This window comes from Streptomyces monashensis, from assembly GCF_001866665.1.
Taxonomy (GTDB): Bacteria; Actinomycetota; Actinomycetes; order Streptomycetales; family Streptomycetaceae; genus Streptomyces; species Streptomyces monashensis.
Genome location: NZ_MLYO01000072.1, coordinates 72,315 through 94,141, shown reverse-complemented (window position 1 = coordinate 94,141; position 21,827 = coordinate 72,315). Strand labels below are relative to the sequence as shown.

The 21,827-nt window shown below is 73.0% G+C and carries 24 protein-coding genes and 2 pseudogenes; 16 read left to right on the top strand and 10 right to left on the bottom strand.

Translation table 11 applies throughout. The annotated features are described in order from the left end of the window. Nucleotides 1-43 precede the first annotated feature (43 nt). Nucleotides 44-556: a GNAT family N-acetyltransferase gene (locus BIV23_RS36590; protein ID WP_071385277.1), complete on the top strand. Its 513-nt coding sequence runs from the start codon at nucleotides 44-46 to the stop codon at nucleotides 554-556. A 45-nt stretch (nucleotides 557-601) separates the two neighbouring features. On the opposite strand, the gene BIV23_RS36585 is transcribed toward BIV23_RS36590, so the two are convergent. Next, nucleotides 602-1,240: a hypothetical protein gene (locus tag BIV23_RS36585; protein ID WP_071385276.1), complete on the bottom strand. Its 639-nt coding sequence runs from the start codon at nucleotides 1,238-1,240 to the stop codon at nucleotides 602-604. Between the two features lie 248 nt (nucleotides 1,241-1,488). On the opposite strand from BIV23_RS36585, the gene BIV23_RS36580 reads away from it, so the two are divergent. Then, nucleotides 1,489-2,256, top strand: a complete 768-nt coding sequence (locus tag BIV23_RS36580; protein WP_071385275.1) for an ArsR/SmtB family transcription factor — start codon at nucleotides 1,489-1,491, stop codon at nucleotides 2,254-2,256. Between the two features lie 107 nt (nucleotides 2,257-2,363). Here the strand turns inward: BIV23_RS36580 and BIV23_RS36575 are convergent, their stop codons facing one another. The 3 genes and pseudogenes from BIV23_RS36575 to BIV23_RS36570 all read right to left on the bottom strand — a co-directional run. Then, the gene (locus tag BIV23_RS36575; protein ID WP_071385274.1) at nucleotides 2,364-2,798 is read right to left on the bottom strand and encodes an SPW repeat protein; all 435 of its coding nucleotides are present in this window, start codon (nucleotides 2,796-2,798) and stop codon (nucleotides 2,364-2,366) included. Beyond that, nucleotides 2,771-4,067, bottom strand: a pseudogene (locus BIV23_RS47480) (FAD-binding domain-containing protein). Before BIV23_RS47480 ends, BIV23_RS36575 begins: the two are co-directional and overlap by 28 nt. Before the next feature lie 275 nt (nucleotides 4,068-4,342). Next, a pseudogene (locus BIV23_RS36570) lies at nucleotides 4,343-4,725 on the bottom strand (hypothetical protein); the annotation flags it as partial. A 166-nt stretch (nucleotides 4,726-4,891) separates the two neighbouring features. Here BIV23_RS36570 and BIV23_RS54145 point away from each other — a divergent pair. The 11 genes from BIV23_RS54145 to BIV23_RS36520 all read left to right on the top strand — a co-directional run bounded on the left by BIV23_RS54145 (nucleotide 4,892) and on the right by BIV23_RS36520 (nucleotide 13,808). Then, nucleotides 4,892-4,975, top strand: coding sequence for a putative leader peptide (locus BIV23_RS54145; protein WP_350710819.1), 84 nt, complete (start codon nucleotides 4,892-4,894; stop codon nucleotides 4,973-4,975). A gap of 163 nt (nucleotides 4,976-5,138) precedes the next feature. After that, nucleotides 5,139-5,300 (top strand): hypothetical protein, encoded by a 162-nt coding sequence (locus tag BIV23_RS50800; protein WP_177240161.1) that lies wholly within the window; start codon nucleotides 5,139-5,141, stop codon nucleotides 5,298-5,300. A 63-nt stretch (nucleotides 5,301-5,363) separates the two neighbouring features. After that, complete coding sequence (gene ssuE / locus BIV23_RS36565) at nucleotides 5,364-5,918, top strand: NADPH-dependent FMN reductase (protein WP_071385272.1); 555 nt, start codon at nucleotides 5,364-5,366, stop codon at nucleotides 5,916-5,918. 359 nt (nucleotides 5,919-6,277) lie between these two features. Beyond that, a complete protein-coding gene (locus BIV23_RS36555) occupies nucleotides 6,278-7,420 on the top strand; it encodes an LLM class flavin-dependent oxidoreductase (RefSeq protein ID WP_071385270.1) in 1,143 nt (380 codons plus the stop codon). 37 nt (nucleotides 7,421-7,457) lie between these two features. Next, nucleotides 7,458-7,994: an HXXEE domain-containing protein gene (locus tag BIV23_RS36550; RefSeq protein ID WP_071385269.1), complete on the top strand. Its 537-nt coding sequence runs from the start codon at nucleotides 7,458-7,460 to the stop codon at nucleotides 7,992-7,994. A gap of 377 nt (nucleotides 7,995-8,371) precedes the next feature. Beyond that, the gene (locus BIV23_RS36545) at nucleotides 8,372-9,694 is read left to right on the top strand and encodes an aldehyde dehydrogenase family protein (protein ID WP_071385268.1); all 1,323 of its coding nucleotides are present in this window, start codon (nucleotides 8,372-8,374) and stop codon (nucleotides 9,692-9,694) included. Nucleotides 9,695-9,762: 68 nt separating this feature from the next. Beyond that, entirely contained in the window at nucleotides 9,763-10,668 is a 906-nt protein-coding gene (locus BIV23_RS36540) for an aldo/keto reductase (RefSeq protein WP_071385267.1), read from the top strand. Nucleotides 10,669-10,848: 180 nt separating this feature from the next. After that, nucleotides 10,849-11,229, top strand: coding sequence for a BlaI/MecI/CopY family transcriptional regulator (locus BIV23_RS36535; protein ID WP_071376243.1), 381 nt, complete (start codon nucleotides 10,849-10,851; stop codon nucleotides 11,227-11,229). After that, nucleotides 11,226-12,152, top strand: a complete 927-nt coding sequence (locus BIV23_RS36530; RefSeq protein WP_071385266.1) for a M48 family metalloprotease — start codon at nucleotides 11,226-11,228, stop codon at nucleotides 12,150-12,152. Before BIV23_RS36535 ends, BIV23_RS36530 begins: the two co-directional genes overlap by 4 nt. Before the next feature lie 148 nt (nucleotides 12,153-12,300). After that, on the top strand, nucleotides 12,301-12,693 hold the full coding sequence (locus tag BIV23_RS36525; RefSeq protein ID WP_071385265.1) for a VOC family protein: 393 nt from the start codon (nucleotides 12,301-12,303) through the stop codon (nucleotides 12,691-12,693). Nucleotides 12,694-12,728: 35 nt separating this feature from the next. Continuing rightward, the gene (locus BIV23_RS36520; RefSeq protein WP_071385264.1) at nucleotides 12,729-13,808 is read left to right on the top strand and encodes an adenosine deaminase; all 1,080 of its coding nucleotides are present in this window, start codon (nucleotides 12,729-12,731) and stop codon (nucleotides 13,806-13,808) included. Here BIV23_RS36520 and BIV23_RS36515 read toward each other — a convergent pair. From BIV23_RS36515 to BIV23_RS36500, 4 genes are all read right to left on the bottom strand, one after another. Next, nucleotides 13,790-14,305 carry a mycothiol transferase gene (locus BIV23_RS36515; RefSeq protein WP_071385263.1) on the bottom strand — a complete coding sequence of 172 codons (516 nt, stop codon included), beginning with the start codon at nucleotides 14,303-14,305 and terminating at the stop codon, nucleotides 13,790-13,792. The two genes, BIV23_RS36520 and BIV23_RS36515, sit on opposite strands and share 19 nt — an antisense overlap. Nucleotides 14,306-14,333: 28 nt before the next feature. Beyond that, nucleotides 14,334-14,903, bottom strand: coding sequence for a carotenoid oxygenase family protein (locus tag BIV23_RS53690; RefSeq protein WP_071385262.1), 570 nt, complete (start codon nucleotides 14,901-14,903; stop codon nucleotides 14,334-14,336). Continuing rightward, the gene (locus BIV23_RS53685; protein WP_071385261.1) at nucleotides 14,897-15,214 is read right to left on the bottom strand and encodes a carotenoid oxygenase family protein; all 318 of its coding nucleotides are present in this window, start codon (nucleotides 15,212-15,214) and stop codon (nucleotides 14,897-14,899) included. Before BIV23_RS53685 ends, BIV23_RS53690 begins: the two co-directional genes overlap by 7 nt. 268 nt (nucleotides 15,215-15,482) lie before the next feature. Next, nucleotides 15,483-16,409, bottom strand: coding sequence for a LysR family transcriptional regulator (locus BIV23_RS36500; protein WP_071385260.1), 927 nt, complete (start codon nucleotides 16,407-16,409; stop codon nucleotides 15,483-15,485). 111 nt (nucleotides 16,410-16,520) lie between these two features. On the opposite strand from BIV23_RS36500, the gene mgrA reads away from it, so the two are divergent. Then, nucleotides 16,521-17,513, top strand: coding sequence for an L-glyceraldehyde 3-phosphate reductase (gene mgrA / locus BIV23_RS36495; protein WP_071385259.1), 993 nt, complete (start codon nucleotides 16,521-16,523; stop codon nucleotides 17,511-17,513). 244 nt (nucleotides 17,514-17,757) lie between these two features. Here the strand turns inward: mgrA and BIV23_RS36490 are convergent, their stop codons facing one another. Next, nucleotides 17,758-18,219, bottom strand: a complete 462-nt coding sequence (locus BIV23_RS36490) for a DUF5990 family protein (protein WP_071385258.1) — start codon at nucleotides 18,217-18,219, stop codon at nucleotides 17,758-17,760. Nucleotides 18,220-18,285: 66 nt separating this feature from the next. Next, nucleotides 18,286-18,666: a nuclear transport factor 2 family protein gene (locus BIV23_RS36485; protein ID WP_071385257.1), complete on the bottom strand. Its 381-nt coding sequence runs from the start codon at nucleotides 18,664-18,666 to the stop codon at nucleotides 18,286-18,288. A 315-nt stretch (nucleotides 18,667-18,981) separates the two neighbouring features. Between BIV23_RS36485 and BIV23_RS36480 the strand changes: the two genes are divergently transcribed. Continuing rightward, nucleotides 18,982-19,392, top strand: coding sequence for a hypothetical protein (locus tag BIV23_RS36480; RefSeq protein ID WP_071385256.1), 411 nt, complete (start codon nucleotides 18,982-18,984; stop codon nucleotides 19,390-19,392). A gap of 79 nt (nucleotides 19,393-19,471) precedes the next feature. Further along, on the top strand, nucleotides 19,472-21,811 hold the full coding sequence (locus BIV23_RS36475; RefSeq protein WP_071385255.1) for an ABC transporter ATP-binding protein/permease: 2,340 nt from the start codon (nucleotides 19,472-19,474) through the stop codon (nucleotides 21,809-21,811). The last annotated feature ends 16 nt before the right edge of the window (nucleotides 21,812-21,827 follow it).

Genomic DNA, 21,827 nt, shown 5'->3' with positions numbered 1-21,827 from the left:
TCCCCGGACCGGACGTGATGTCCACCGGGGAGGCTTTCGTTCTATGACCCACACTTTCTCGGCGGACGTGACCGTCCGCCCCGCGACCCCCGAAGACCGGCCCACCGTCGAACGGCTGTGGCTGATGTTCCATCACGACCTGTCCGAGTTCCGCGGCACGCTGCCCGGGGTCGACGGCACCTTCCGCAACGAGCGGGTCGGACACGCCTTCACCCGGCCGGGCTGGGCGCCGTACCTCTTCCTCACCGGCCGGCGTCCGGCCGGCTTCGCGTTCGTGCGTGCGCTGGACACGCCGGTGCGGGTGCTGAACGCCTTCTTCGTCGTGCGCGGTGCGCGGCGGCTCGGAATCGGCACGCGGGCCGTACGGGACGTGCTGCGCCGGCACCCCGGGAACTGGGAGATCCCCTTCCAGGACGGGAACCCGGCCGCCGCACGGTTCTGGGCGCATGTCGCCCGGGACATGGCCGGGGACGACTGGACACGTGAGCCCCGGCCGGTGCCGGACCGGCCGGGACTTCCCCCGGATGTGTGGATCTCGTTCGCCGTGACCGGCTGAGCCGGGCCTGGTCACCGGGCCCGGATCGCCCGGAACCGGGCCTGGTTACCGGCCCTGTGCGTGGTCCGACGCGTCCTCGACCCACGAGATCAGCCGGCCGTCCGGCTTGAGGACCACGTGCAGGCCGTTGTCCTCGCCGTGGGCGGCGCGGCCCTTGGCGGCCAGGGTGTCGAGCTTGTGGCCGTCGGCGTAGATGTCGGCCTCGTAGTGGTTGGGGCCGAGCTTGTAGACCTTGCCGACCGAGGTGTCGTCGGCCAGCGTGGTGATGGAGACGAGGATCCGCTGGGCGACGGGCTGCGGCTTGGGCTTCGGCTTGGCCCGCTCGACCCAGGACGTCACCTTGCCGTTCGGCTGCAGCGTGACGTGGAGGCCGTTGTTCTCGCCGTGGGCGGGCTTGCCCTTGGCCACGAGGGTCCCGAACCTGGTGCCCTTCGCCCAGATCTCCGCCTCGAAGTGCTGGTGGTGCTTGCCGGTCTTGTAGACCTTGGCGACGGAGACCTTGTCCGCGAGCCGGACCGTCTTGACGAGGACCCGCTTGTCGTTGCAGTGGTGGTGGGCCGCGCCGTGGGCGACGGGCGCCGAGTGCGGGGCCGCGGCGGCGAACGCGCCGGAGGCCGAGGCGGCCAGGACGGCGGTGGCGCCGGCGGCGACGAGGGTGGTGCGCAGGGTGCGACGTGCACGCATCGGTGAACTGTCCTTCGGTCGGTTTCGTTCGTCGGTGTGTCTTCGACGCTACGGACCGTCCATCAAGGTCACCCATACGTCATGTAACAGATGTTCGTAACGTTCCCCTCGAATCGCCTCATAATCCATCGTTGAACAGGTGAATTCGCAGGAGATTCCAAGGTTGTGCCTGGGGATCCACTGGTCATCTTGACATGCAAGTAATTGCCTGCATAACGTTGAGTGTGCGATCAGAGGGCGACACCGGGATGGACAAGGTCTTCAAGGCGCTGGCCGACGACACGCGTCGGCGTCTGCTGGACCGGCTCCACGAGAACAACGGCCAGACCCTGGGCGAGTTGTGCGAGCGCATCGTCATGACGCGCCAGTCGGTCACCCAGCATCTGGCCGTCCTGGAGGCCGCGAACCTGATCAGCACGGTGCGGCGGGGGCGGGAGAAGCTGCACTACCTCAACCCCGTGCCGCTCCACGAGATCCAGGAGCGGTGGATCGAGAAGTTCGAGCGCCCGCGCCTGAGCGCGCTCGGCGCCCTGAAGCGACGAGCCGAGGAAGCCATGACCGACAAGCCCAGCTTCGTGTACGTCACCTACATCGCGAGCACCCCCGAGAAGGTCTGGGAGGCGCTCACCGACGCCGACCTGACGGCCGCCTACTGGGGCCACCGCAACGAGTCCGACTGGCGTCCCGGCTCCCGCTGGGCGCACGTGCGCACCGACGGTTCCGGCGTCGAGGACGTCGTCGGCCGCGTCGTCGAGAGCGAGCCGCCGGCCCGGCTGGTCACCACCTGGGCCGCGCCCGCCGACGAGGACCGCGAGGACCGGCACTCCCGGGTCACCTTCGAGATCCAGCCGTACGAGGACATCGTCCGGCTGACCGTGGTCCACGAGGACCTCGGCGACGAGGAGGAGCGCGCGCAGGTCGGCGCCGGCTGGCCGGCGGTGCTGTCCAACCTCAAGTCGCTGCTGGAGACCGGGCGCACGCTGCCGCAGGAGCCGTGGCTGGTGCCGAGCCGCTGAGCGCACGCGATGGGGCCGGCCCGCCCGGCGGACCGGCCCCATCCGGTCGGCTGTTCCTCCTCGTCCCTCGGTGTCCGCTCGCTCTCTCGTGTCGCTCGCGCCTGCTGCTACGGCCTGGGTGCGCTCCTTGCCGCCGTACCGGCGCAGACCAGTCCGAGCACGAGTGCCACTGCGCCGATGACGACGTTGTTGATGATCACGCCCCGGTCGGGGCCCGTGCCCACGATCCAGGGGGCGATGATCATCCAGATGCCCAGGGCGCACATGGCGTAGCTGAGGCCGTACATCCGCTCGGGGGCCCGGGTGAAGCCGAGAGCCAGCAGGCCTATCGCTATGCCCATGATCAGGTTGTGGGCCACGAGTGCGGGCTGGCTCGTCGTGTAGTGCACGATCCACGGGGATGCCGCGCAGTAGAGGCCGAGCAGGAAGACCGGCCCGTCCACGAGCGCCACATCGCGACCACCGAGCATGCGGGCGTAGCGTTCCCGCATTTCGGAGACATCGGGGTGGGTCGTCATATCACCCCTGTGCAGGTTGGCCATGACTCGTCTCCTTTGACTTCGCAGGCCAGGCCGTGTCTGGCGCGGTGTGAGGTGAGCACCGCCTCCTTCCATTTTGCCCTTATTTCGGCTTTATGTGTAGGTCTCTGCGGCCTGTCTCCGTCCCGGGGCGGCGCCCGGCCCCGACGGAAGCGGGCCGGACCGTCGGTGAGGTCGGCGATCGCGTCCGGGAGGCCTCCGAGTTCCGCCCGGTCCCGGCCGCGCGGTCGCCACGGCTCGTGCACCTCGGCTCCTGCGACACCGGCCAGTTCGGGCACCCGGCGCCGGACGTACGCGCCGTCGGGATCGTGCCGCCTGCTCTGGGAGACGGGAAGTGCCGTACTCCCACGCCCCAGTCGACGTACGGCGTCTTCGTCGGGCAGCTCGCCGTCGGCGGGTGCCCACGGTTGCGCATCCGGCTCGTGGCGCAGTCGGCGCATCGCCGCGTCGATCATCGGACAGCCGGTACGGCCCTCTCGCCAGGCCGCGGTGTCCGCGCGGGCGGTGTGCTCGGACCACCAGTCGTCGTGCCGCGTGCGGCAGTCGGCGTCCGCCGTGGCGGGCCGCGCGGCCGGTACCTGACGGTGGAAGTCCCGCCAGGCGAACTGCCGGACGAACGCCTCCGCGCCGGGGCCGCCCGCCTTCCGCGCACGGTGGGCGAGTTCGACGGGGGAGCGCGTGCCGACGTGCGGATGGGGCGACACCCGACAGCCCGCTACGGGAGGGGAACTCCCCGGAGGCGATGCCGTCCGGGACGGACACCGCGCGCGGCGCACCGGGCGGGTCGCCCAGCCGCCGCGCCGCCCAGCGGCGGAAGTACGGTGTGAGGAGCGCGAAATGGCCCGAGGCGGCCGGCGTCACCGCGCCGGGCGCGACCGCCTGGGCCGGCGTGTCGTGTACGGGCAGCCCCCTCCCGTCCGCCTCCGGCGCGCGCCGCAGCCGGCGCTCGCGGCGCTGGGCGTACCCGCTCACTTCGGCCGCCATGTGCACCTCGTCGGCACCGGCCGCCGCCTCCGGCGCGCACACCTCCTCGACGACGTCGCCGGAGCGCACCACCAGGCGCCCGCCGCGCTCGCGCGGCCCGGCGTCCAGGTCCCGCAGACAGTCGGCGGGGAACGCCAGCCGGTTGGGCACCGCGAACCCGGTGTCCGGCACGCCCCGATCGCGCACGAACAACGGAACGACCTGGCGGCCCTGGGCGGTCGCGGCCCGCAGCGGCGGGTGGGGGTGCAGTCGCGGATCGGAGGTGAACAGGACGATCGGGACGGTCATGGCGCGGCTCCGAGGACGAGGTCGCGGGCGCGGGCCACGGCGCGGGCGGCGGGGCGGACGAGGGTCCGTCCGGGCCCGGGAGGACGTGGCCCGGGAAGCGGCGCGAGGGCGGCGCAGCGCGCCGGAGACGGGCGCGGGGGAGTCGCTGTCCGACGGCGCTCGCCACGCCGGGAAGTCGGGGCGACGGCGATACTCCGGAAGCCGCTCCGCCGGTCGCTCGCACCTCGCCGGAGAAGGCCGCCGCGCGTTTCGACGACTCGGCCGTGCTCCGCCGGTCACCCCGCCGGCAGTCCCCGCGCCCGCCGGACGAAAGCTGCGTGCAGGTCGCGGGCCGACCGCGGTACCGACTCCGCGCGGCGGCGCTGGAGTGTCAGCAGCACCCTGGTCGTGTCGTCGGTCAGCGGTCGGCAGGCGGGGACGCCGGAGCGCTCCAGCGGGTCGCCGCCGACGCTGAAGTCCGGCAGTACGGGCCGACCACCTCGACCCGGGGGAAAGGATGCGCGGCCCGGAACACGCGCAGGACGGGGACGAGCAGCGGCACGGTCGCCGCGCTGACCGTGCCGACCCGCACCGTGCGGCTGATGCGGCGTTGCTCGCCGGCCGCCGCCCGCAGTCGGTCCACCGCCTCCAGCACGTTCACGATGTGCGGCAGCAGTTCCATGTATTTTCCAGCTGTTCGGTGCGCACCGCCGCCGAATGCGGGGCCGGATGGATCCGGTTCAAGGGTTTTCCTGTCACACCCTCGTGAAATTCAATGGTCCGCGATACGAGACCGGTCGGGTTCTCCTTGACGGCCGTCGCCCCCGGCTGCCACGATCGACGGCATGACGATGCGACTGGACCTCACGCGGCGACGCCATGTCGACCTCGCGCGCGTCTCCAGCGCCTCCTGTCGCGCCGCGGCCTGATCTCCCTCTGCGATCCGCCGCGCTCTCTCTTTTCCCCTCTCCTCTTTCTCGCCTGAATTCACCATGCCCGCACATTCGTTGAGGTGCGCCCGCGCCTTTTGCGGGAATCGTGTGCGCGCCTGAATTCGGCGTGCCCGAAAGCACGACGCACCAGGAGTTCCGCATGCCCGCAGCGCCCCTGCGATTCGCCCACCGGGAGGACAACGGGTTCGACCACGCCCTGAGTCAGGTCCGGTACGTGGCCGGCTGCGGCGCCGAGTGCCGGCACGACGAGCGCTACCGGCGCCGCAGCGCACCGGAGTTCGGCCTCCACGGCCACTCCTGACCGCCTTCCTTCCGGGCACCCGTCCGCGCACGGGCGCCCGGCGCACCCAGAAACGAGGCATCCATGGCCACCGTCCTGTCCGTCTCCGGCAGCCCTTCCGCCACCTCCCGTACCGGCCGCCTGCTGCGCCACCTGGACCAGCGGCTGACCGCCCACGGGCACGAGGTGATCGCGCTCGACGTCCGCACCCTTCCGGCCGAGGCCCTGCTCGGCGCCGACGTGCGTCACCCGGCCATCGTCCGGGCCGCCGAACAGTTCGCCCGTGCCGACGGCGTCCTGATCGGCACGCCCATCTACAAGGCGTCGTACTCCGGCGTACTCAAAGCGCTCCTCGACCTGCTCCCGCAGTACGCGCTCACCGGCAAGACCGTGCTGCCGCTGGCCACCGGTGGCTCCACCGCCCATGTCCTCGCCATCGACTACGCGCTGCGCCCGGTGCTGAACTCCATGGGCGCCGCCCACATCGTCCAGGGCTGGTTCACCCTCGACAAGGACATCACCGTGCGCGAGGACGGCTCGCTGGCCGTGGCCCCGGCCACCGCCGAGGCGCTCGGGCAGGTGGTGGACCAGTTCTCCGCCGCCCTCGGCCGGACCCCGCTGCTGGCGGCGGCGAGCTGAGCCGTCCCATGACCGGCGCACACGTCATGGCCGGCGACACCGAGCGGCGCCTGGCCCGGGATGAACCGGACCGGCTGTCCCGCTCCGGGCTGCTCGCCGTCACCGTGCCCGCCGGCCGTGGCGGCACCGATGTCGCCGCAGCCGGCCTCGCGGGGTCTTCCGACTGCTCGGCACGGCCGACGCGAGCCTTGCCCGGATCCCGCACATCCACTTCGCCCACGCCGATGTGATGCGACGTCAGGGGAGCCGACAGCAGCGGACGTTCCTCTTCCCCGAGCCCTGGCCGAAGACGGCCCCGGCACGGCCCGTTCCGACGGGCCGTGGCCCGCTGCGACGGACACCCGAGAACGGAGACCCACGTGTCCCTCACCTTCCACTGGTTCCTGCCCACCAACGGCGACAGCCGCCATGTCGTCGGCGGCGGTCACGGCACCCCGGCGACCGCGTCGGGTCAGGACCGGCCGCCCACGGTCGCCTACCTGAGCCAGATCGCCCGGGCCGCCGAGCAGCTCGGCTTCGCCGCCGCGCTCACCCCGACCGGCGCCTGGTGCGAGGACGCGTGGCTGACCACCGCCATGGTCAGCCAGAACTCGGAGCGGCTGAAGTTCCTGGTCGCCTTCCGGCCCGGCTCCGTCTCGCCGACGCTCGCCGCGCAGATGGCGTCCACCTTCCAGCGGCAGAGCGGCGGGCGGCTGCTGCTCAACGTCGTCACCGGCGGCGAGAGCCATGAACAGCGCGCCTATGGCGACTTCCTCGACAAGGACGCCCGCTACCGTCGTACCGGCGAATTCCTGCACATCGTGCGGCAGTTGTGGGACGGCAAGAGCGTGGACCTGGACGGCGAGTTCCTGCGCGTCGAGGAAGCGAAGCTCAGCCGGCTGCCCGACCCCGTGCCCGAGGTGTACTTCGGCGGCTCCTCGTCCGCCGCCGGAGAGGTCGCGGCCAAGTACGCCGATGTGTACCTGACCTGGGGCGAGCCACCCGCCCAGGTCGCCGGGAAGGTCGCCTGGATCCGCGCGCTGGCCGCCGAGCACGGCCGTACCCCGCGCTTCGGCATCCGCCTGCACGTCATCACCCGGGACACCGCCGCCGAGGCCTGGGCGGAGGCGGACCGGCTGCTCGACGGCTTCGACCCGGAGACCGTCCGGGCCGTGCAGGCGGGGCTCGCGCGCAGCGAGTCCGAGGGCCAGCAGCGCATGCTCGCGCTGCACGGCGGCAGCCGGGACAGCCTGGAGATCCACCCGAACCTGTGGGCCGGCATCGGCCTGGTGCGCGGCGGCGCGGGCACGGCCCTGGTCGGCAGCCACGACGAGGTCGCGGAGCGGATCAAGGAGTACCACGCGCTCGGCATCGACGAGTTCGTCCTCTCCGGCTATCCGCACCTGGAGGAGGCGTACTGGTTCGGCGAGGGCGTGCTGCCCCGGCTGGCCGCCCAGGGGCTGTGGACACACCCCGACGGCCGCGCGTCCGTTCCCTCCGCGCAGGTGCCGTTCACCGGCTGACCGACCGGACCAACTGCCCCTGGCAGACTGCTGGTTCATGACAAGGGAACAGAACGACGTCTCCGCCGCCGTCACGTGGGGCCTGCTGGCCGCCTGGGCGCTGCACGACACCGAGGAACTGGTCATGGTGCCGCGCTGGGTGCGCACGCGGGTGCCCGAGCTGCGCAAGCGGTTCCCCCGGGTGCCGGAGGCGGCGTGGCGGCGGCTGGAGGCCGTGGACGCGCGTGAGTTCCGCACGGCGGTCGCCGCGATGGCGGCCGTGCTGGCCGCCGCGGTCGCCGACGGCCACCGGACCGGGGGCCGTTCCGCCGTGTACCAGACCGCGCTCAACGCCTTCGGCCTGCACGGCCTGGTCCATCTGGCACAGGCGGCGACCATGCGCGGCTACACCCCGGGCTCGGCGACCACCCCCCTGGTCGTCCTGCCCTTCACCGTCTGGGCCCGCGGCCGGCTGCGCCGCTCCGGCGTCCTGCGCCCCGCCCGGCCTCGCGACCTGGCCCAGGGCCTCGGCTTCGCCGCGGCCGCCACGGTCCTCACGCATGCGGTGGCCCAGGGGGCACGGCGACGACGCTGACGCCCGCTCGCGTGCCCCAGCCGGCCGCCAGTGCGCGCAGACCGCTTCACCGCCGCGATGTGGCTCGCGGGCACCCCCTCCTGGTCCACCCGCTCGGCCTCGGGGACGAGCAGCTCGGCGGCGAGCCGGCGGGCGCGGGTGACGAGCGGATGCGCGGTGGTGGTCATGGCGAGGATTGTTCCGGACTTTTCCGGGCGATCCGTGGGCGGGGGCCGATCGGGACGGGCGTATCCGGAGTGGCGCGGGGATGGCCTGGGCGTGTGAGCGTGATCACTTCTGTCTGGAGGAATTAACTTGAGGACCTGAAAGGTTGGCAACTGCATCCATTGAGTCCTAGGCTCGGGCCGTAACCGCCCGGCACCACCAGCGAGGCATCCGTGAACCACCCCGCCATCGAGCAGCCCGCCGACACCGTGGCCCGGCTGCGCGCCACCTTCGCCACCGGCCGCACCAAGCCCGTCGACTGGCGCACCGAGCAGCTGCGCCGCGTGCGCGCGATGCTCACGGAACGCGGCGCCGACCTCGCCGCCGCCCTCCACGCCGACCTCGGCAAGAGCGCCACCGAGGCCTATCGCACCGAGATCGACTTCACGATCCGCGAGATCGACCACACCCTGGACCACCTCGCCGACTGGCTGCGCCCCGAGCCCGCGCCCGTCCCGGCCCACCTCGGCGCCGACGCGACGGCCTGGACGCAGTACGACCCGCTGGGCGTCGTCCTCGTCATCGCCCCCTGGAACTACCCGGCACAGCTGCTGCTCGCCCCCATGGTCGGCGCGCTGGCCTCCGGCAACGCGGTGGTCGTCAAGCCGAGCGAGCTGGCCCCGGCCACCTCGGCCGCCCTCGCCGAGCTGATCCCGGCCTACCTCGACACCGACGCGGTCGCCGTGGTGGAAGGCGGCGTCCCGGAGACCACGGCCCTGCTGGCCGAGCGCTTCGACCGCATCTTCTACACCGGCAACGGCACCGTCGGCCGCATCGTGATGCGCGCCGCCGCCGAGCACCTCACCCCGGTCACCCTCGAACTCGGCGGCAAGTCCCCGGTGTTCGTGGACCGCGACGCCGACCTGGACGTGGTCGCGGACCGGCTCGCCCGCGGCAAGTTCCTCAACGCCGGACAGACCTGCGTCGCCCCCGACTACGTGCTGACCGACCCGGAGACCGCCGCCGCCCTGGAGCCCAGGCTGGTGCGGGCGGTCGAGGCGCTGTTCGGCACCGACCCCGCGAAGTCCCCGGAGTACGGCCGCATCGTCAACGAGCGCCACTTCGACCGGCTGTCGGGGCTGCTCGGCTCGGGCCGGGTGGCGGTGGGCGGCGTGAGCGACCGTACGGCCAAGTACATCGCCCCGACCGTCCTCGCGGACGTCGACCCGGCGTCGGCGGTCATGCAGGAGGAGATCTTCGGCCCGATCCTGCCGATCGTCACCGTGTCCGGCCTGGACGAGGCGATCGCCTTCATCAACGACCGCGACAAGCCGCTCGCGCTGTACGTCTTCAGCGAGTCCGAGCGCACGCGCGGGCGCATCGCCGCCGAGACCTCCTCCGGCGGCCTCGGCTACGGCCTGCCCCTCGCCCATCTCACCGTCTCCGACCTGCCGTTCGGCGGCGTGGGGGAGAGCGGCATGGGCAACTACCACGGCCGCTACTCCATCGAGACGTTCAGCCACCGCAAGGCGGTCCTGGACAAGCCGCTCGGCTGAGACGGCCCCGGGGCGGCGCCCTACCGAATTCGCTTGCGTGGACGGCCGGATGTGCGACACTCCGCCGGATGACTGCTGAAACGATCACCGCGGAGGCCTCCGGCACCGTCCGGCTCGGCGATCTGCCCGTCCACCGCATCGGCTTCGGAGCCATGCGGCTGACGGGCAGCGCCGCGTTCCACCTGGGCACTCCCAGCGTCCGGGAGCGCTCCCTGTCCGTACTGCGCCGGGCCGTGGAGCTCGGCGTGAACCACATCGACACCGCCGCCTTCTACTTCTCGGCCACCCGCTCCGCGAACGAGCTCATCAACACCGCCCTCGCGCCGTACGCCGACGACCTGGTCATCGCCACCAAGGTCGGACCCTTCCGCGACTACTACGGAGAGTGGGGCACCTCGGCCCGCCCCGACCAACTGCGCGGCCACGTCGAGGAGAACCTGCGCCAGCTCGGCCGTGACCACCTCGACCTCGTCTATCTGCGCCGGATGCGCCAGGAGTCCGTCGCCGAGCACTTCGGCGCCCTCGCCGAACTGCGCACGGCCGGACTCGTCCGCCACCTCGGCATCTCCGGCGTCGAACCGCGCCACCTCACCGAGGCCCTGGAGATCGCCCCGGTGGTCAGCGTCCAGAACCGCTACGCGCTGGACCGGCCCGACCCCGTCGACGACGAGATGCTCCGCCTGTGCGGCGAGCACGGCATCGCGTTCGTCCCCTTCTACGCCGTCGCCGGAGAGGCGGGTGCCCACGCGGCGGCCGACTCCCACGCCGAGGAGGTGCGCGCCATCGCCCGCGCCCACGGAGCGACCCCCGCCCAGATCCGCATCGCCTGGACCCTCCACCAGGGCCCGCACGTCCTCGCCATCCCCGGCACGGGCAACCCCGACCACCTCACGGAGAACGTGGCGGCGGGGGCGCTGCGCCTGACGGCGGACGAGCTGGCGCGGCTGGACGCCCTGCACACCGGCGCGAGCTGACATGAGCGCAATACCGGGGCGAGCCGGCATGGCAGGGGGATCCGCCCGGCCGCCCCGGGCCCGCCCGTCTTGTGCGGGTAAGGGACGAGGCGGGCGCCCGGGCCGTACGGGGGCGGGGTTGACTACCATCGTGTAGACGGATTCCCTGGCCGCATACGTAGACGGGGTGAGGAACGTTCCATGACCGAGGCGAAGGACGAGCGCCGGCCGGCCGGTGAACTCGAGGCGAGTGTCATGGCCACGCTGTGGGCCGCCGGAGGGCCGCAGACGCCCGGCCAGGTCCAGTCGCGCCTCGGCGCGGACCTGGCGCGGACGACCGTGACGACGATCCTCACCCGGCTGCACGACAAGGGGGTCGTGGAGCGGTACCGCCAGGGGCGCGGATTCGCCTACGTCCCGGTCAGGGACGTGCAGGACGCCCAGGGGCTCACCGCGCGCCGCATGCACAGCGAGCTGGACCGCGACACCGACCGCGAGACCGTGCTCGCCCGGTTCGTCGCCCAGCTCAGCCCCGACGACGAACGTGTCCTGCGGGACCTGCTCGAACCCGACGAACGATGACCGCACTGCTCCTGCTGCCCCTGCTGCTGCCCTTCGCCCTGCCGGCCCTGGCCCGCCGGGCGCTGGGCCGGCTGACCCCGGTCGTCGCGCTGTGGGCCGTCACCGTCTGTGCCGTCGTCCTCGCCGGCTGCTCGCTCGCCGCGCTCGGCTCGTTCGTCCTGATCGGGCTGTTCAAGGTGCCGCGCTTCGCCGCGCTCGGCGAACTGGTCCGCCCGCTGCACACCGCCTCGGACCTCGTCGTCCTGCCGGCCGCCGCGACCTCCGTCGGCGTGCTCGCCGTGTGCGGCTGGACCCTGGTCCGGTCCGTGCTCCGGCAGACCCGCGCCTTCCGCGTCGCGCGCACGCAGGCCCGGCGCGGCCCCGCCGCGGGCGACCTGTGCGTGGTGGACTCGTCCCGCCCGGACGCCTACGCGCTGCCGGGCCGCCCGCACCGCATCGTCGTCACCACCGCGATGCTGCGCAGCCTGGACGGTCCCGAGCGCGAGGCGCTGTTCGCGCACGAGCGGGCGCACAACGACGGCGGCCACCACTACTTCCTCGCCGCCGCCGAACTCGCCGCGCACTGCCACCCGGCCCTGCGCCCCGTCCGCGAGTCGATCCGCCTCGCCGCCGAGCGGGCCGCCGACGAGGCCGCGGCGGCCCGGGTCGGCGACCGGAAGCTGACCGCCCGCGCCATCGCCCGCGCGGCCCTCGCCGGGCACTCCGCGCGCACCGAGCGCCCCGAGTTCGTGGCCGCCGCGACCTCCGGTCCCGTACCGCAGCGCGTCCAGGCCCTGCTGGCCGCCCCGCGTGCCCCGCGTACGGGCCGTACGATCGCGGCCCTCCTCCTCGCCTGCACCGCCGTCTCCTGCGTGGCCTCGGTCGCCGGAATGGCCGACTTCCACCACCGTGTGGAGATCGCCCAGGGCGACGAGACGCCCTGACCCGGACCACCGGCCGACAGAGACCCCGCGGCAGCCCGGCGGCAACATACGGGGAACACTGCGCCGCAACGCGCGTAGAACGGGACTGGCGCCCACGAAGTTTTACGTATAACCTCACCCGCTAACCACCCCCCGCCGGAAGGTCCCGATGCGCCGCGTCGCCCTGGTCACCCTCGTCGTCGACGACTACGACGAGGCCATCCGCTTCTACACCGAGGCCCTCGGCTTCCGACTCGCCGAGGACGCCCCGCGCCCCGACGGATCCCGCTGGGTCGTCGTGGAGCCCGGCGGTGCCGGAGCCGGCACCGGTCTGCTGCTCGCCCGCGCCAAGGGCGAGGACCAGCGGGCCCGCGTCGGCGACCAGACCGGCGGCCGGGTCGGCTTCTTCCTGCACACCGACGACTTCGCCCGCGACCACGCCCGCATGACCGCGGCCGGAGTGACCTTCCTGGAGGACCCGCGGCACGAGCCGTACGGCACCGTCGCCGTCTTCCAGGACCTGTACGGCAACCGCTGGGACCTGCTCCAGCCCACCACCTGATCACCGCTGAACCACTCGCCGAGGAACGCCCTGCCATGACCGTGCCCCGCATCGACACCGAGACCCTCCGCCGGCTCCCCAAGGCCGTGCTGCACGACCACCTCGACGGCGGCCTGCGCCCCGCCACCGTCGTCGAACTCGCGGCGGAGATCGGTCACACCCTGCCCACCACCGACCCCGACGAGCTGGCCGCCTGGTACTTCGAGGCCGCCAACTCCGGTGACCTGGTCCGCTACATCGCCACCTTCGAGCACACCCTCGCCGTCATGCAGACCCGCGAGGGCCTGCTGCGCACCGCCGAGGAGTACGTGCTGGACCTCGCCGCCGACGGTGTCGTCTACGCCGAGGTGCGCTACGCCCCCGAGCTGAACACCAAGGGCGGGCTGTCGCTCGCCGAGGTCGTGGAGACCGTCCAGGAGGGCCTCGCCGCCGGCATGGCCAAGGCGGCCGCCGCCGGCACCCCCGTCCGGGTCGGCACCCTGCTGTGCGGGATGCGGATGTTCGACCGGGTCCGCGAGGCCGCCGACCTGGCCGTCGCCTACCGCGACGCCGGGGTCGTCGGCTTCGACATCGCGGGCGCCGAGGACGGCTTCCCGCCCGCCGACCACCTGGCCGCCTTCGAGCACCTGCGCCGCGAGAACGTGCCGTTCACCATCCACGCCGGCGAGGCGCACGGCCTGCCCAGCATCCACCAGGCCGTCCAGGTGTGCGGCGCCCAGCGCATCGGCCACGGCGTCCGCCTCACCGAGGACATCCCCGACCTCGCGGCCGGCAAGCTCGGCCGACTCGCCTCCTGGGTGCGCGACCGCCGGATCGCGCTGGAGATGTGCCCCACCTCCAACCTCCAGACCGGCTGCGCCACCTCGATAGCCGAGCACCCCATCACGGCCCTGAAGGACCTCGGCTTCCGGGTCACCCTCAACACCGACAACCGGCTGGTGTCGGGGACGACGATGACCCGGGAGATGTCCCTGCTGGTCGAGGAGGCCGGCTGGACTCTCGAGGACCTGCGCACGGTCACCGTGAACGCCCTCAAGAGCGCGTTCATCCCGTTCGACGAGCGCGTGGCCCTCATCGAGGACGTGGTCCTGCCGGGTTACGCGGCCGCGCTCTGAAGCAGCCCCCTGAGGTAGGCGGCCTGTCCGACGTGCTGGAGATCGTCGGACAGGACGCTCACCAGGCGGACCCCCAGCGTCACCGGGGGATCCCAGCCCTCGTCCACGACCCGCTCCAGATCCTTGGCGGCGAGCCCCTTGAGCGCCCCGAGGGTCTGCTCGTGGACGGCGTCGTAATAGCCGGTCAGCAGGTCCGCGGAGTCGACCCGCACCTTGGCGACCTGGGCCGGGGTGTGCCCGTAGCCGTGGTCGCGGGGCGGCAGGCCGAGACCGAAGCGTTTCTCCCAGCCGTCGGCGAGCCAGACCTGCTCCAGGTCGAAGGCGCCGGCGACGTGGTCGTCCTGGACCCGGGTCAGGTGCCAGACCAGCCAGGCGATGGAGTTGGCGGCGGTCGCCGGGCGGTGGTTCAGCTCGTCCGGTCCGAGGCCGTCGAGGGCGGCGTGGACTTCTTCCTGGATGCGGCCGTAGCCGTCGATGAGGATGTCCTTGGCATGCATACGGTCCACGATCGCGCATCCGCCGCCCTCACGCGTGCGGAATCCAGCTTCCGTGGAAGCCCAGCGGCACCCGCCCCGGCAGGTGGATCCGCGCCACCGGCTCGCCGGTGACGTCCTGCGCCGCGAGGATCACCGGGTCGGCCGGGCCCTGGTCCGGATCGTGGACGTGGGCGAGGGCGTACCCGTCGTCCTCGGCCGCCCGCGGGTCGTCCGGATCGCGCGGGACGAACACGGCCTCGCCCGCCGCAGCGCCCCTCGGCAGCCGGTGCACCTGGGTCGTGCCGCGCAGCAGGCCGTGCTGGACGAGCGCGTCGGAGAAGGCGTCGTCGGGCGGGGTGCCACCGTCCGGCGTCAGATACGCGGCGGTCATCCCGGCGGCCGCCGCCGTGCAGCCGTAGCGGTGCCGCCGCGCCACCAGCGCCTCGTTGGCCCGCGGGAACTCCTGCGGCCGGTCGTCCAGCACCCGCTGCCGCACCCGCCCGAGGCGCAGGCCGGCGGTCCAGCGCTCCAGCCTGGCCGTACGCGCGTCGTACGGCCCGTCCGAGCCGCGCCCGGCGACGTGGAAGGGCGCCGGACAGGCCATCACGTCGATCACCACGCGGACCCACCCTCGTCATAGGCGTTGAGGGTGTGCGAGCAGGAGACCGGATCGATGCCGAACCAGCGCACCGGGCCGCCCGTACGCGGCATGACGCCCACCCGGGTCGGGTGCTTCCGGTTCCGGACGCACGGCACCGGTGCGCCGCGGTCGGCCGCCGCCGCGTCGAAGGTGACCGGCAGGTCGAAGACGACGACGTACCGCCCGGTCAGCGCGAAGTCGTGCATCATCGGCGCACCCGCCACCGCGTCGTACTTGGCGTACGCCGCGAAGGCGCCCCGCAGCGTGCCCCGGAAGTCGTGCGTGCCCACCGTGCCCGGTTCGCCGTCGAGTTCGTACGGCGGCGGGCCGCTCTCCTGGAGCGCGAGGATCCGCCCCCGGTGCGGGACGACGTGTGTGGTGCAGGCGAAGTCCTCGTTCCTCGGTGACCGGGGCGAACGACTCCTTCTGAAAGAGATAGTGACGTGGTGTCAACTCTCTTGCGGTGCCTGTCGGTACGGCGCTCGTTGCGGTGCCCGTGCCCACGAGCGCGCCCCCGCCGCGAGCCCCGCCGAGCCGCGCTGCGGCGGGCCGCCCGGATCAGGAGGCCCGGGACCCCTCCCGGGGTGGTGCGAACCCCCCTGTCCCGCCTCCCGTTTCGAGGAGAGCGACCAGCGCGCGGGCGGCGGGGCTGGTGGCGCGGTCCGGCGGCAGCAGGGCGACCGTCTCGTACGCCGCTTCGTCCGCGCCCTTCAGCGGGAGCGCCGTGAGCGCGGGCCGCTTGTGCCGGAAGTGCCGGGGCACGACCGCGATCCCCAGGTTCTCGTCCACCAGGTCCAGCAGGCTGTGCACGTCGTTGACCTCCAGCGCGACCGTGCGCCGTACGCCCGCGGCGGCGAACGCGGCGTCGGTCGTACGGCGCGGGCCCCAGTCCGGATGGAAGTCGACGAAGACCTCCCCGGCCAGGTCCTCCGGCGTGAGCGCCGCGCCCGTCGACGCCAGCCGGTGGCCCGGATGGCACAGCACGGTCATCGGCTCGCCCGTCAGCGCCACCGAGCGCAGCTGATCGGAGTCCGCCTGCGTGCGGTAGGCGAAGGCCAGGTCCAGCCGCCCGGCCGCGACCTCCTCGGCCAGCGCGCCCGAGCCCGCCTGCCGCAGCCGGATCTCCACGTCCGGATGCCGTCCCCGGAAGCCCGCCAGCAGCCGTGCCACGTGCACCCCGGCGATGCACTGCTCGGTGCCGAGCGCCAGTGTGCCGCGCAGCACGCCCTGCACCGCCGCCACCGCCTCGTGCGCCGAGCGCACCTGCGCCAGGATCCGCTCGGCCTCCGCCAGCAGCGCCCGGCCCGCCTCGGTGAGCGTCACCCGGCGCGTGGTCCGCACGAACAGCGGCGCCCGCAGCTCCCGCTCCAGCGCCCGGATCGAGGCGGACAGCCCCGACTGCGACACCATCAGGCGCTCGGCGGCCCGGGTGAAGTGCTGGTCCTCGGCGACCGCGACGAAGTGCTGGAGATGGCGCAGTTCCATGATTGAGAAGCCTAGCCGCACAATTCCATCGGATTCTCCTGTTGGACCGCTGCGTGCGGTGCGCGCGAGAGTGGCCCTGGCAGACCCTGTGCCCACCCCTCTGGAGTCGCGTTGCACACCGCACACCCCGACCGCTACGACGACATGCCCTACCGGCGCACCGGACGCAGCGGGCTCAAGCTCCCCGCGCTGTCCCTCGGCCTGTGGCACAACTTCGGCCCGGACCGGCCCGTCGAGACCCAGCGCGCCATCCTGCGCCGCGCCTTCGACCTGGGCATCACCCACTTCGACCTCGCCAACAACTACGGCCCGCCGCCCGGCGCCGCCGAGTCCGCGCTCGGTGAGGCCCTGGCGGCCGACTTCGCGCCGTACCGCGACGAGCTGGTGATCTCCACCAAGGCCGGCTACCTCATGTGGCCCGGCCCGTACGGCGAATGGGGCTCGCGCAAGTACCTGCTCTCCTCGCTCGACCAGAGTCTCAAGCGGATGGGCCTGGAGTACGTCGACGTCTTCTACTCGCACCGCCCCGACCCGGACACTCCGCTGGAGGAGACGATGGGCGCCCTGCACTCGGCGGTGCGGCAGGGCAAGGCGCTCTACGTCGGTGTCTCCAACTACTCCGCCGAGCAGACCCGCGAGGCCGCCCGCATCCTGGCCGGCCTCGGCACCCCGCTCCTCATCCACCAGCCGCGCTACTCGATGCTGGACCGGCGTCCCGAGGACCAGGGCCTGCTCGACGCCCTGGACGAACTCCAGGTCGGTTCCATCGCCTACTCCCCGCTGGAGCAGGGCCTGCTCACCGGCCGCTACCTCGACGGTATCCCCGAGGACTCGCGCGCCGCGAGCGACAGCCCCTTCCTGAACTCCGACGCCGTGACCGAGGACCTCGTCGCGCGGCTGCGCGCCCTGGACGAGATCGCGAAGTCCCGCGGCCAGACCCTGGCCCAGCTCGCTCTGGCCTGGGTGCTGCGCGGCGGCCGGGTCACCTCCGCGCTGGTCGGCGCGAGCAGCGCGCGGCAGGTCGAGGACAGCGTCGGCGCGATCCGGAACCTGGACTTCGACACGGAGGAACTGACCCGGATCGACGCGATCGTCCGTCCGTAGGGCCTGTCGTCACATTCCCGTCTGCCCCACGACGCCTGCACTCCCCCAGAGGGGGCACCCCCACTCGCCGCACCGGGCGAAAGCCCGAGTACGTCCGGTACGAGGACTTCCGCCCGGCACTCCCCCCAGCCTTCGGCCGGGGGGACCCCAGAGCACGCACCGGACGCCGCGAGGCCGCCCTTCGGGCGACGACGGGAATGTGACGACAGGCCCTAGCCCCGCCGCGGGGCAGCGGGACGGAAGCTCACGTGTGTGCCGGCTCGCCCGCGCTCCACACGACCGCCGGGGGCGCCACCCGCCCGCACAGCGGACGGCCCTTGGCGTCGGTGAGGGCGAGCCGGCCCACCAGCGTGCCGCGCCGCCGCGCCTCGGCGAGCACCTCGGGCGGAACGTCCGCGAGCATCAGCTTGGCGCGCCGGAACATCCGGGACGCCTCCTCCTGCGGCTGCCTGCCGACCCAGGAGAGGTAGACGAAGCGTCCGCCGAGCCGGTTGTGCACGTACGGGCCGCGCAGCCCGCCGTCCGCGGCGAACGTGCACGGAAGCGTCCACGTCACCGTCGGGGCGTCGCCGGGCTGCGGATCGAGCAGCTCGGCCGGCCGGTCCTTGCGCTGGACCGCCACCTCGATCCCGCTGACCCCCGGGAAGTCCGGCCCGGGCCCGCAGGCGCGGCCGGGCAGGGTGTGGCCTTCGATGCGCAGATGCATGCCACTCAGTGTGGGGGAAGCAGCCCGAAGGGACAGCCCCTCGCGCAGGCCGTCGGCCGCGAGGCGTCAGGCGCCCTGCGGCACCCGGTCCAGGAAGCCCAGCACCTGCCGGATGCGGCCCTCCTCGTCCAGGGTGACCACGTCGAACCCGGCGACCGGCGCCGAACCGTCCTCGCCCACCAGCTCCCAGCCGAAGCGCGCGGTGTCGTGGTGGCCGTCCACCGTGCCGAGCGGGCGGAAGACGAACCCCGGGAACTGCTCGTGGGCGGCGGTGATCACGGCCGCGACGCCCTCGTGGCCGCGGACGTCGGCGAGCGGGTCGGTGTAACCGCCGTCCGTGGTCCACGCGGCGGCGACCGCCTTCTTCAGCGCCTCCGGCTCGATGGCGTTCCAGGCCTCGAAGTAACGGGCGGCCGCGGTCTCGTAACGGTCGGTGTTCACGGACATGGTGAATCAGCCTCCATCGAGGTCGTCAGTGCTGGTCGGGTCCGGATCCCGGGTTTCGCCGATCCGGTGGGACCACCATGCCGGAGGGCGCCGGGGCGGGTCGATTACCTCTCCGGTCATGCCGGGGCCGTGCGCACCTCGGTGCATTCCGGCCAGAACGGGCGGCGAATATGCCAACAGGCTGGCTGGAAAGACATGGTGACAGTGTTTCGGGAGAGGCGATACTCGAACGTCAGGAGCACTTCACCGCACAGGAGCCGCACGGGAAGGCGGGGCTTCGGCCGGCACACCAGCGAGGCGACGGGGGAGTGAGACGTGCACGACGAATTCCTGTGCCATGTCACGGCGTACGGCATGTGCGACGGCCGGCGCGTCGGCGTACCGCTCGGCACCTATCGCGCGCCGACACTGGCCCTCGCCCTGTGGTGGTTACGCGACCGGGCGTCGTGGATCGCCGAGCGGCTCGACCCGAGCCCCGAGCACTCCTCCTTCCCCGTGGGCGCGCTGGTGCCCGTCGCCGAGACGGTCGCCGACGTGCCCACGCTGCTGCGCGCCTGGTGCGCCGACGACGTCCGGCAGGAGCAGGTGGCCGACGAACTGGCGGGCGGCCGGCTGGTGCGGATCGCCGCCAGCGACGACACCACCGAGTACGAGCTGCTCGCCGAGTCCGTCGACGCGCTCCGGATGCAGCGCACCCTGCCCGCCCTCGTCGTGCCCGTCGCCTGACACGTGTCCATGAGCCCTGAGCGGGGAAGCGAAGCGGGCCGGGAGGCTCATAGAGGGGTGAATCGGTAGAATTCTGGCCATGGCGGAGCGGCCGGTCGCCCCGACGGCGTCCGAACTCGTCCTGGAGACCGACACGGGCTCCACGGTGATGAGCCCGGGGCGCGACTACCACGTCGGACGCGACCCGTTGAGCGACATCGTCTTCGACGATGCCCGGGTCTCGTGGCACCACGCCGTGCTGCGCTGCGACCAGGACCACTGGACCCTGGCCGACCAGCACAGCACCAACGGCACCTACGCCGACGGCCGCAGGATCGAGCACTGGGCCGTCCGCCCCGGCAGCGAGATCCGCTTCGGCAGTCCCGCCGACGGCCCCCGCGCGGTGCCCGCCGACGCCCCGGAACCCGCCCCCGACCGCCCCTCCGCCGTATCGCAGCCCCGACTGACCGGCACCTTCCGCCGCCCCACCAGCGTCCGCCCGCTGCCCCCGCGCACCGTCCGCATCGGCCGGGCCCCCGACAACGACCTCGTGGTGGACGACCTGACCGTCTCCCGCCGGCACGCGGAACTGCGCGCCCACCCGGACGGCACGTACGAGATCGCCGACCTGGACAGCCACAACGGCACGTACCTCAACGGCCGGCCGGTCACCTGCGCCCGCGTCGGCCCCGGCGACATCATCGGCGTCGGACACTCCGCGTTCTGCGTCGTCGGCACGGAACTCCAGGAGTACGTCGACACCGGCGAGGTCTCCCTCGACGTGCAGGAACTCACCGTCACCGTCGACGGCGGGCGCACGGTGCTCCTCGACCACGTGTCCTTCCCGGTGGGCGAGAAGTGCCTGCTCGCCGTGGTCGGACCGAGCGGCGCCGGCAAGTCCACGCTGCTGAACGCCCTGACCGGACAGCGGCCCGCCGACCGCGGCACCGTCCTCTACGACGGCCGCGACCTCTACCGCGACTACGCCGAACTGCGCGGGCGCATCGGTCTGGTCCCGCAGGACGACATCCTGCACCCCCAGCTCACCGTGCGCGCGGCCCTCACCTACGCCGCCGAACTGCGCTTCCCCGAGGACACCGCCCCCGCCGAGCGAGAGGCCCGGGTGAGCGAGGTCATCCGGGAACTCGGCCTCGAACACCGCGCCGACCAGCCCGTGCACCGCCTCTCCGGCGGACAGCGCAAGAGGGTCAGCGTCGCCCTGGAACTGCTCACCAAACCCTCGCTGCTCTTTCTCGACGAACCGACCTCCGGACTCGACCCCGGCATGGACCGCTCGGTGATGACCATGCTGCGCGGCCTCGCCGACGACGGCCGCACGGTCGTCGTGGTCACCCACAGCGTGCTCAGCCTCGGCGGCTGCGACCGCCTGCTGGTCCTCGCCCCCGGCGGCAGAGTGGCGTACTACGGCCTGCCCGACGACGCCCTCGCCTTCCTCGGCCACGAGCAGTGGCCGGAGGCCTTCGAGGCCTTCGACCGCGAACCGGACCGCGACTGGGCCGGGCAGTACCGCGCATCGCCGTTCCACCGGCACTACGTCACCGAGGCCACCACCCAGCCCCACCACCCCGGACCGGCCCCCGCCGGCCCGGCACCGCCGCCCCGGCCACGCGGCTGGGGCGCCCAGCTCGGCACGCTGGTCCGCCGCTACACGGCCGTGCTGAGCGCCGACCGCACCTTCCTCGTCGTCATGACCGCCCTGCCGTTCGTCATGGGCGCCATGGCCCGTGCCCTGGCGGGCGGGCGCCTCACCCCGGACACGGCGATGAACGCCCTGCTCATCCTGTGTGTCGGTGCCGTGCTGACCGGCGCCGCGAACGCGGTGCGCGAACTCGTCAAGGAACGCCCCGTCTACCGGCGGGAACGCGCCGTCGGCCTGCCCAGATCGGCGTACCTGTTGTCCAAGATCGTGGTCCTCGGCACGGTCACCGTCGCCCAGGCCGTCGTCCTGACCCTGGTCGCCCTGCTCGGCGTCGACCTCGACGCCCCCGGCGGCAGGGGCGTACTGCTGCCGCCGCTCGCCGAGATCACCCTGGCCGTCGCCCTGCTCGCGTTCACCGCCATGATGCTCGGCCTGCTCGTCTCCGCGCTGGTGCGCAAGGAGGAGGTGACGATGCCGCTGCTGGTGCTCCTCGCCATCGTCCAGGTCGTCTTCTGCGGGGCCCTGCTCACACTCCACGGCGTGCCCGGTCTGGAGCAGCTGTCCTGGCTCGTGCCCTCCCGCTGGGCGCTCGGCGCCATGGCCGGCACGGTCGGGCTGTCCCGGCTCGTCCCCGGCAAGCTGACCGCCGACCCGCTCTTCCGGCACACGCCGGGCGTCTGGCTGCTCGACCTGGCCATGCTGCTGGTGCTGTCCGCCCTGTGCGGCCTCGCCGTCGCCCGGCTGCTGCGCCGGCAGGAGCCGGCCGTGATGCGGAAGTAGCAGCGGGCGGACGTGC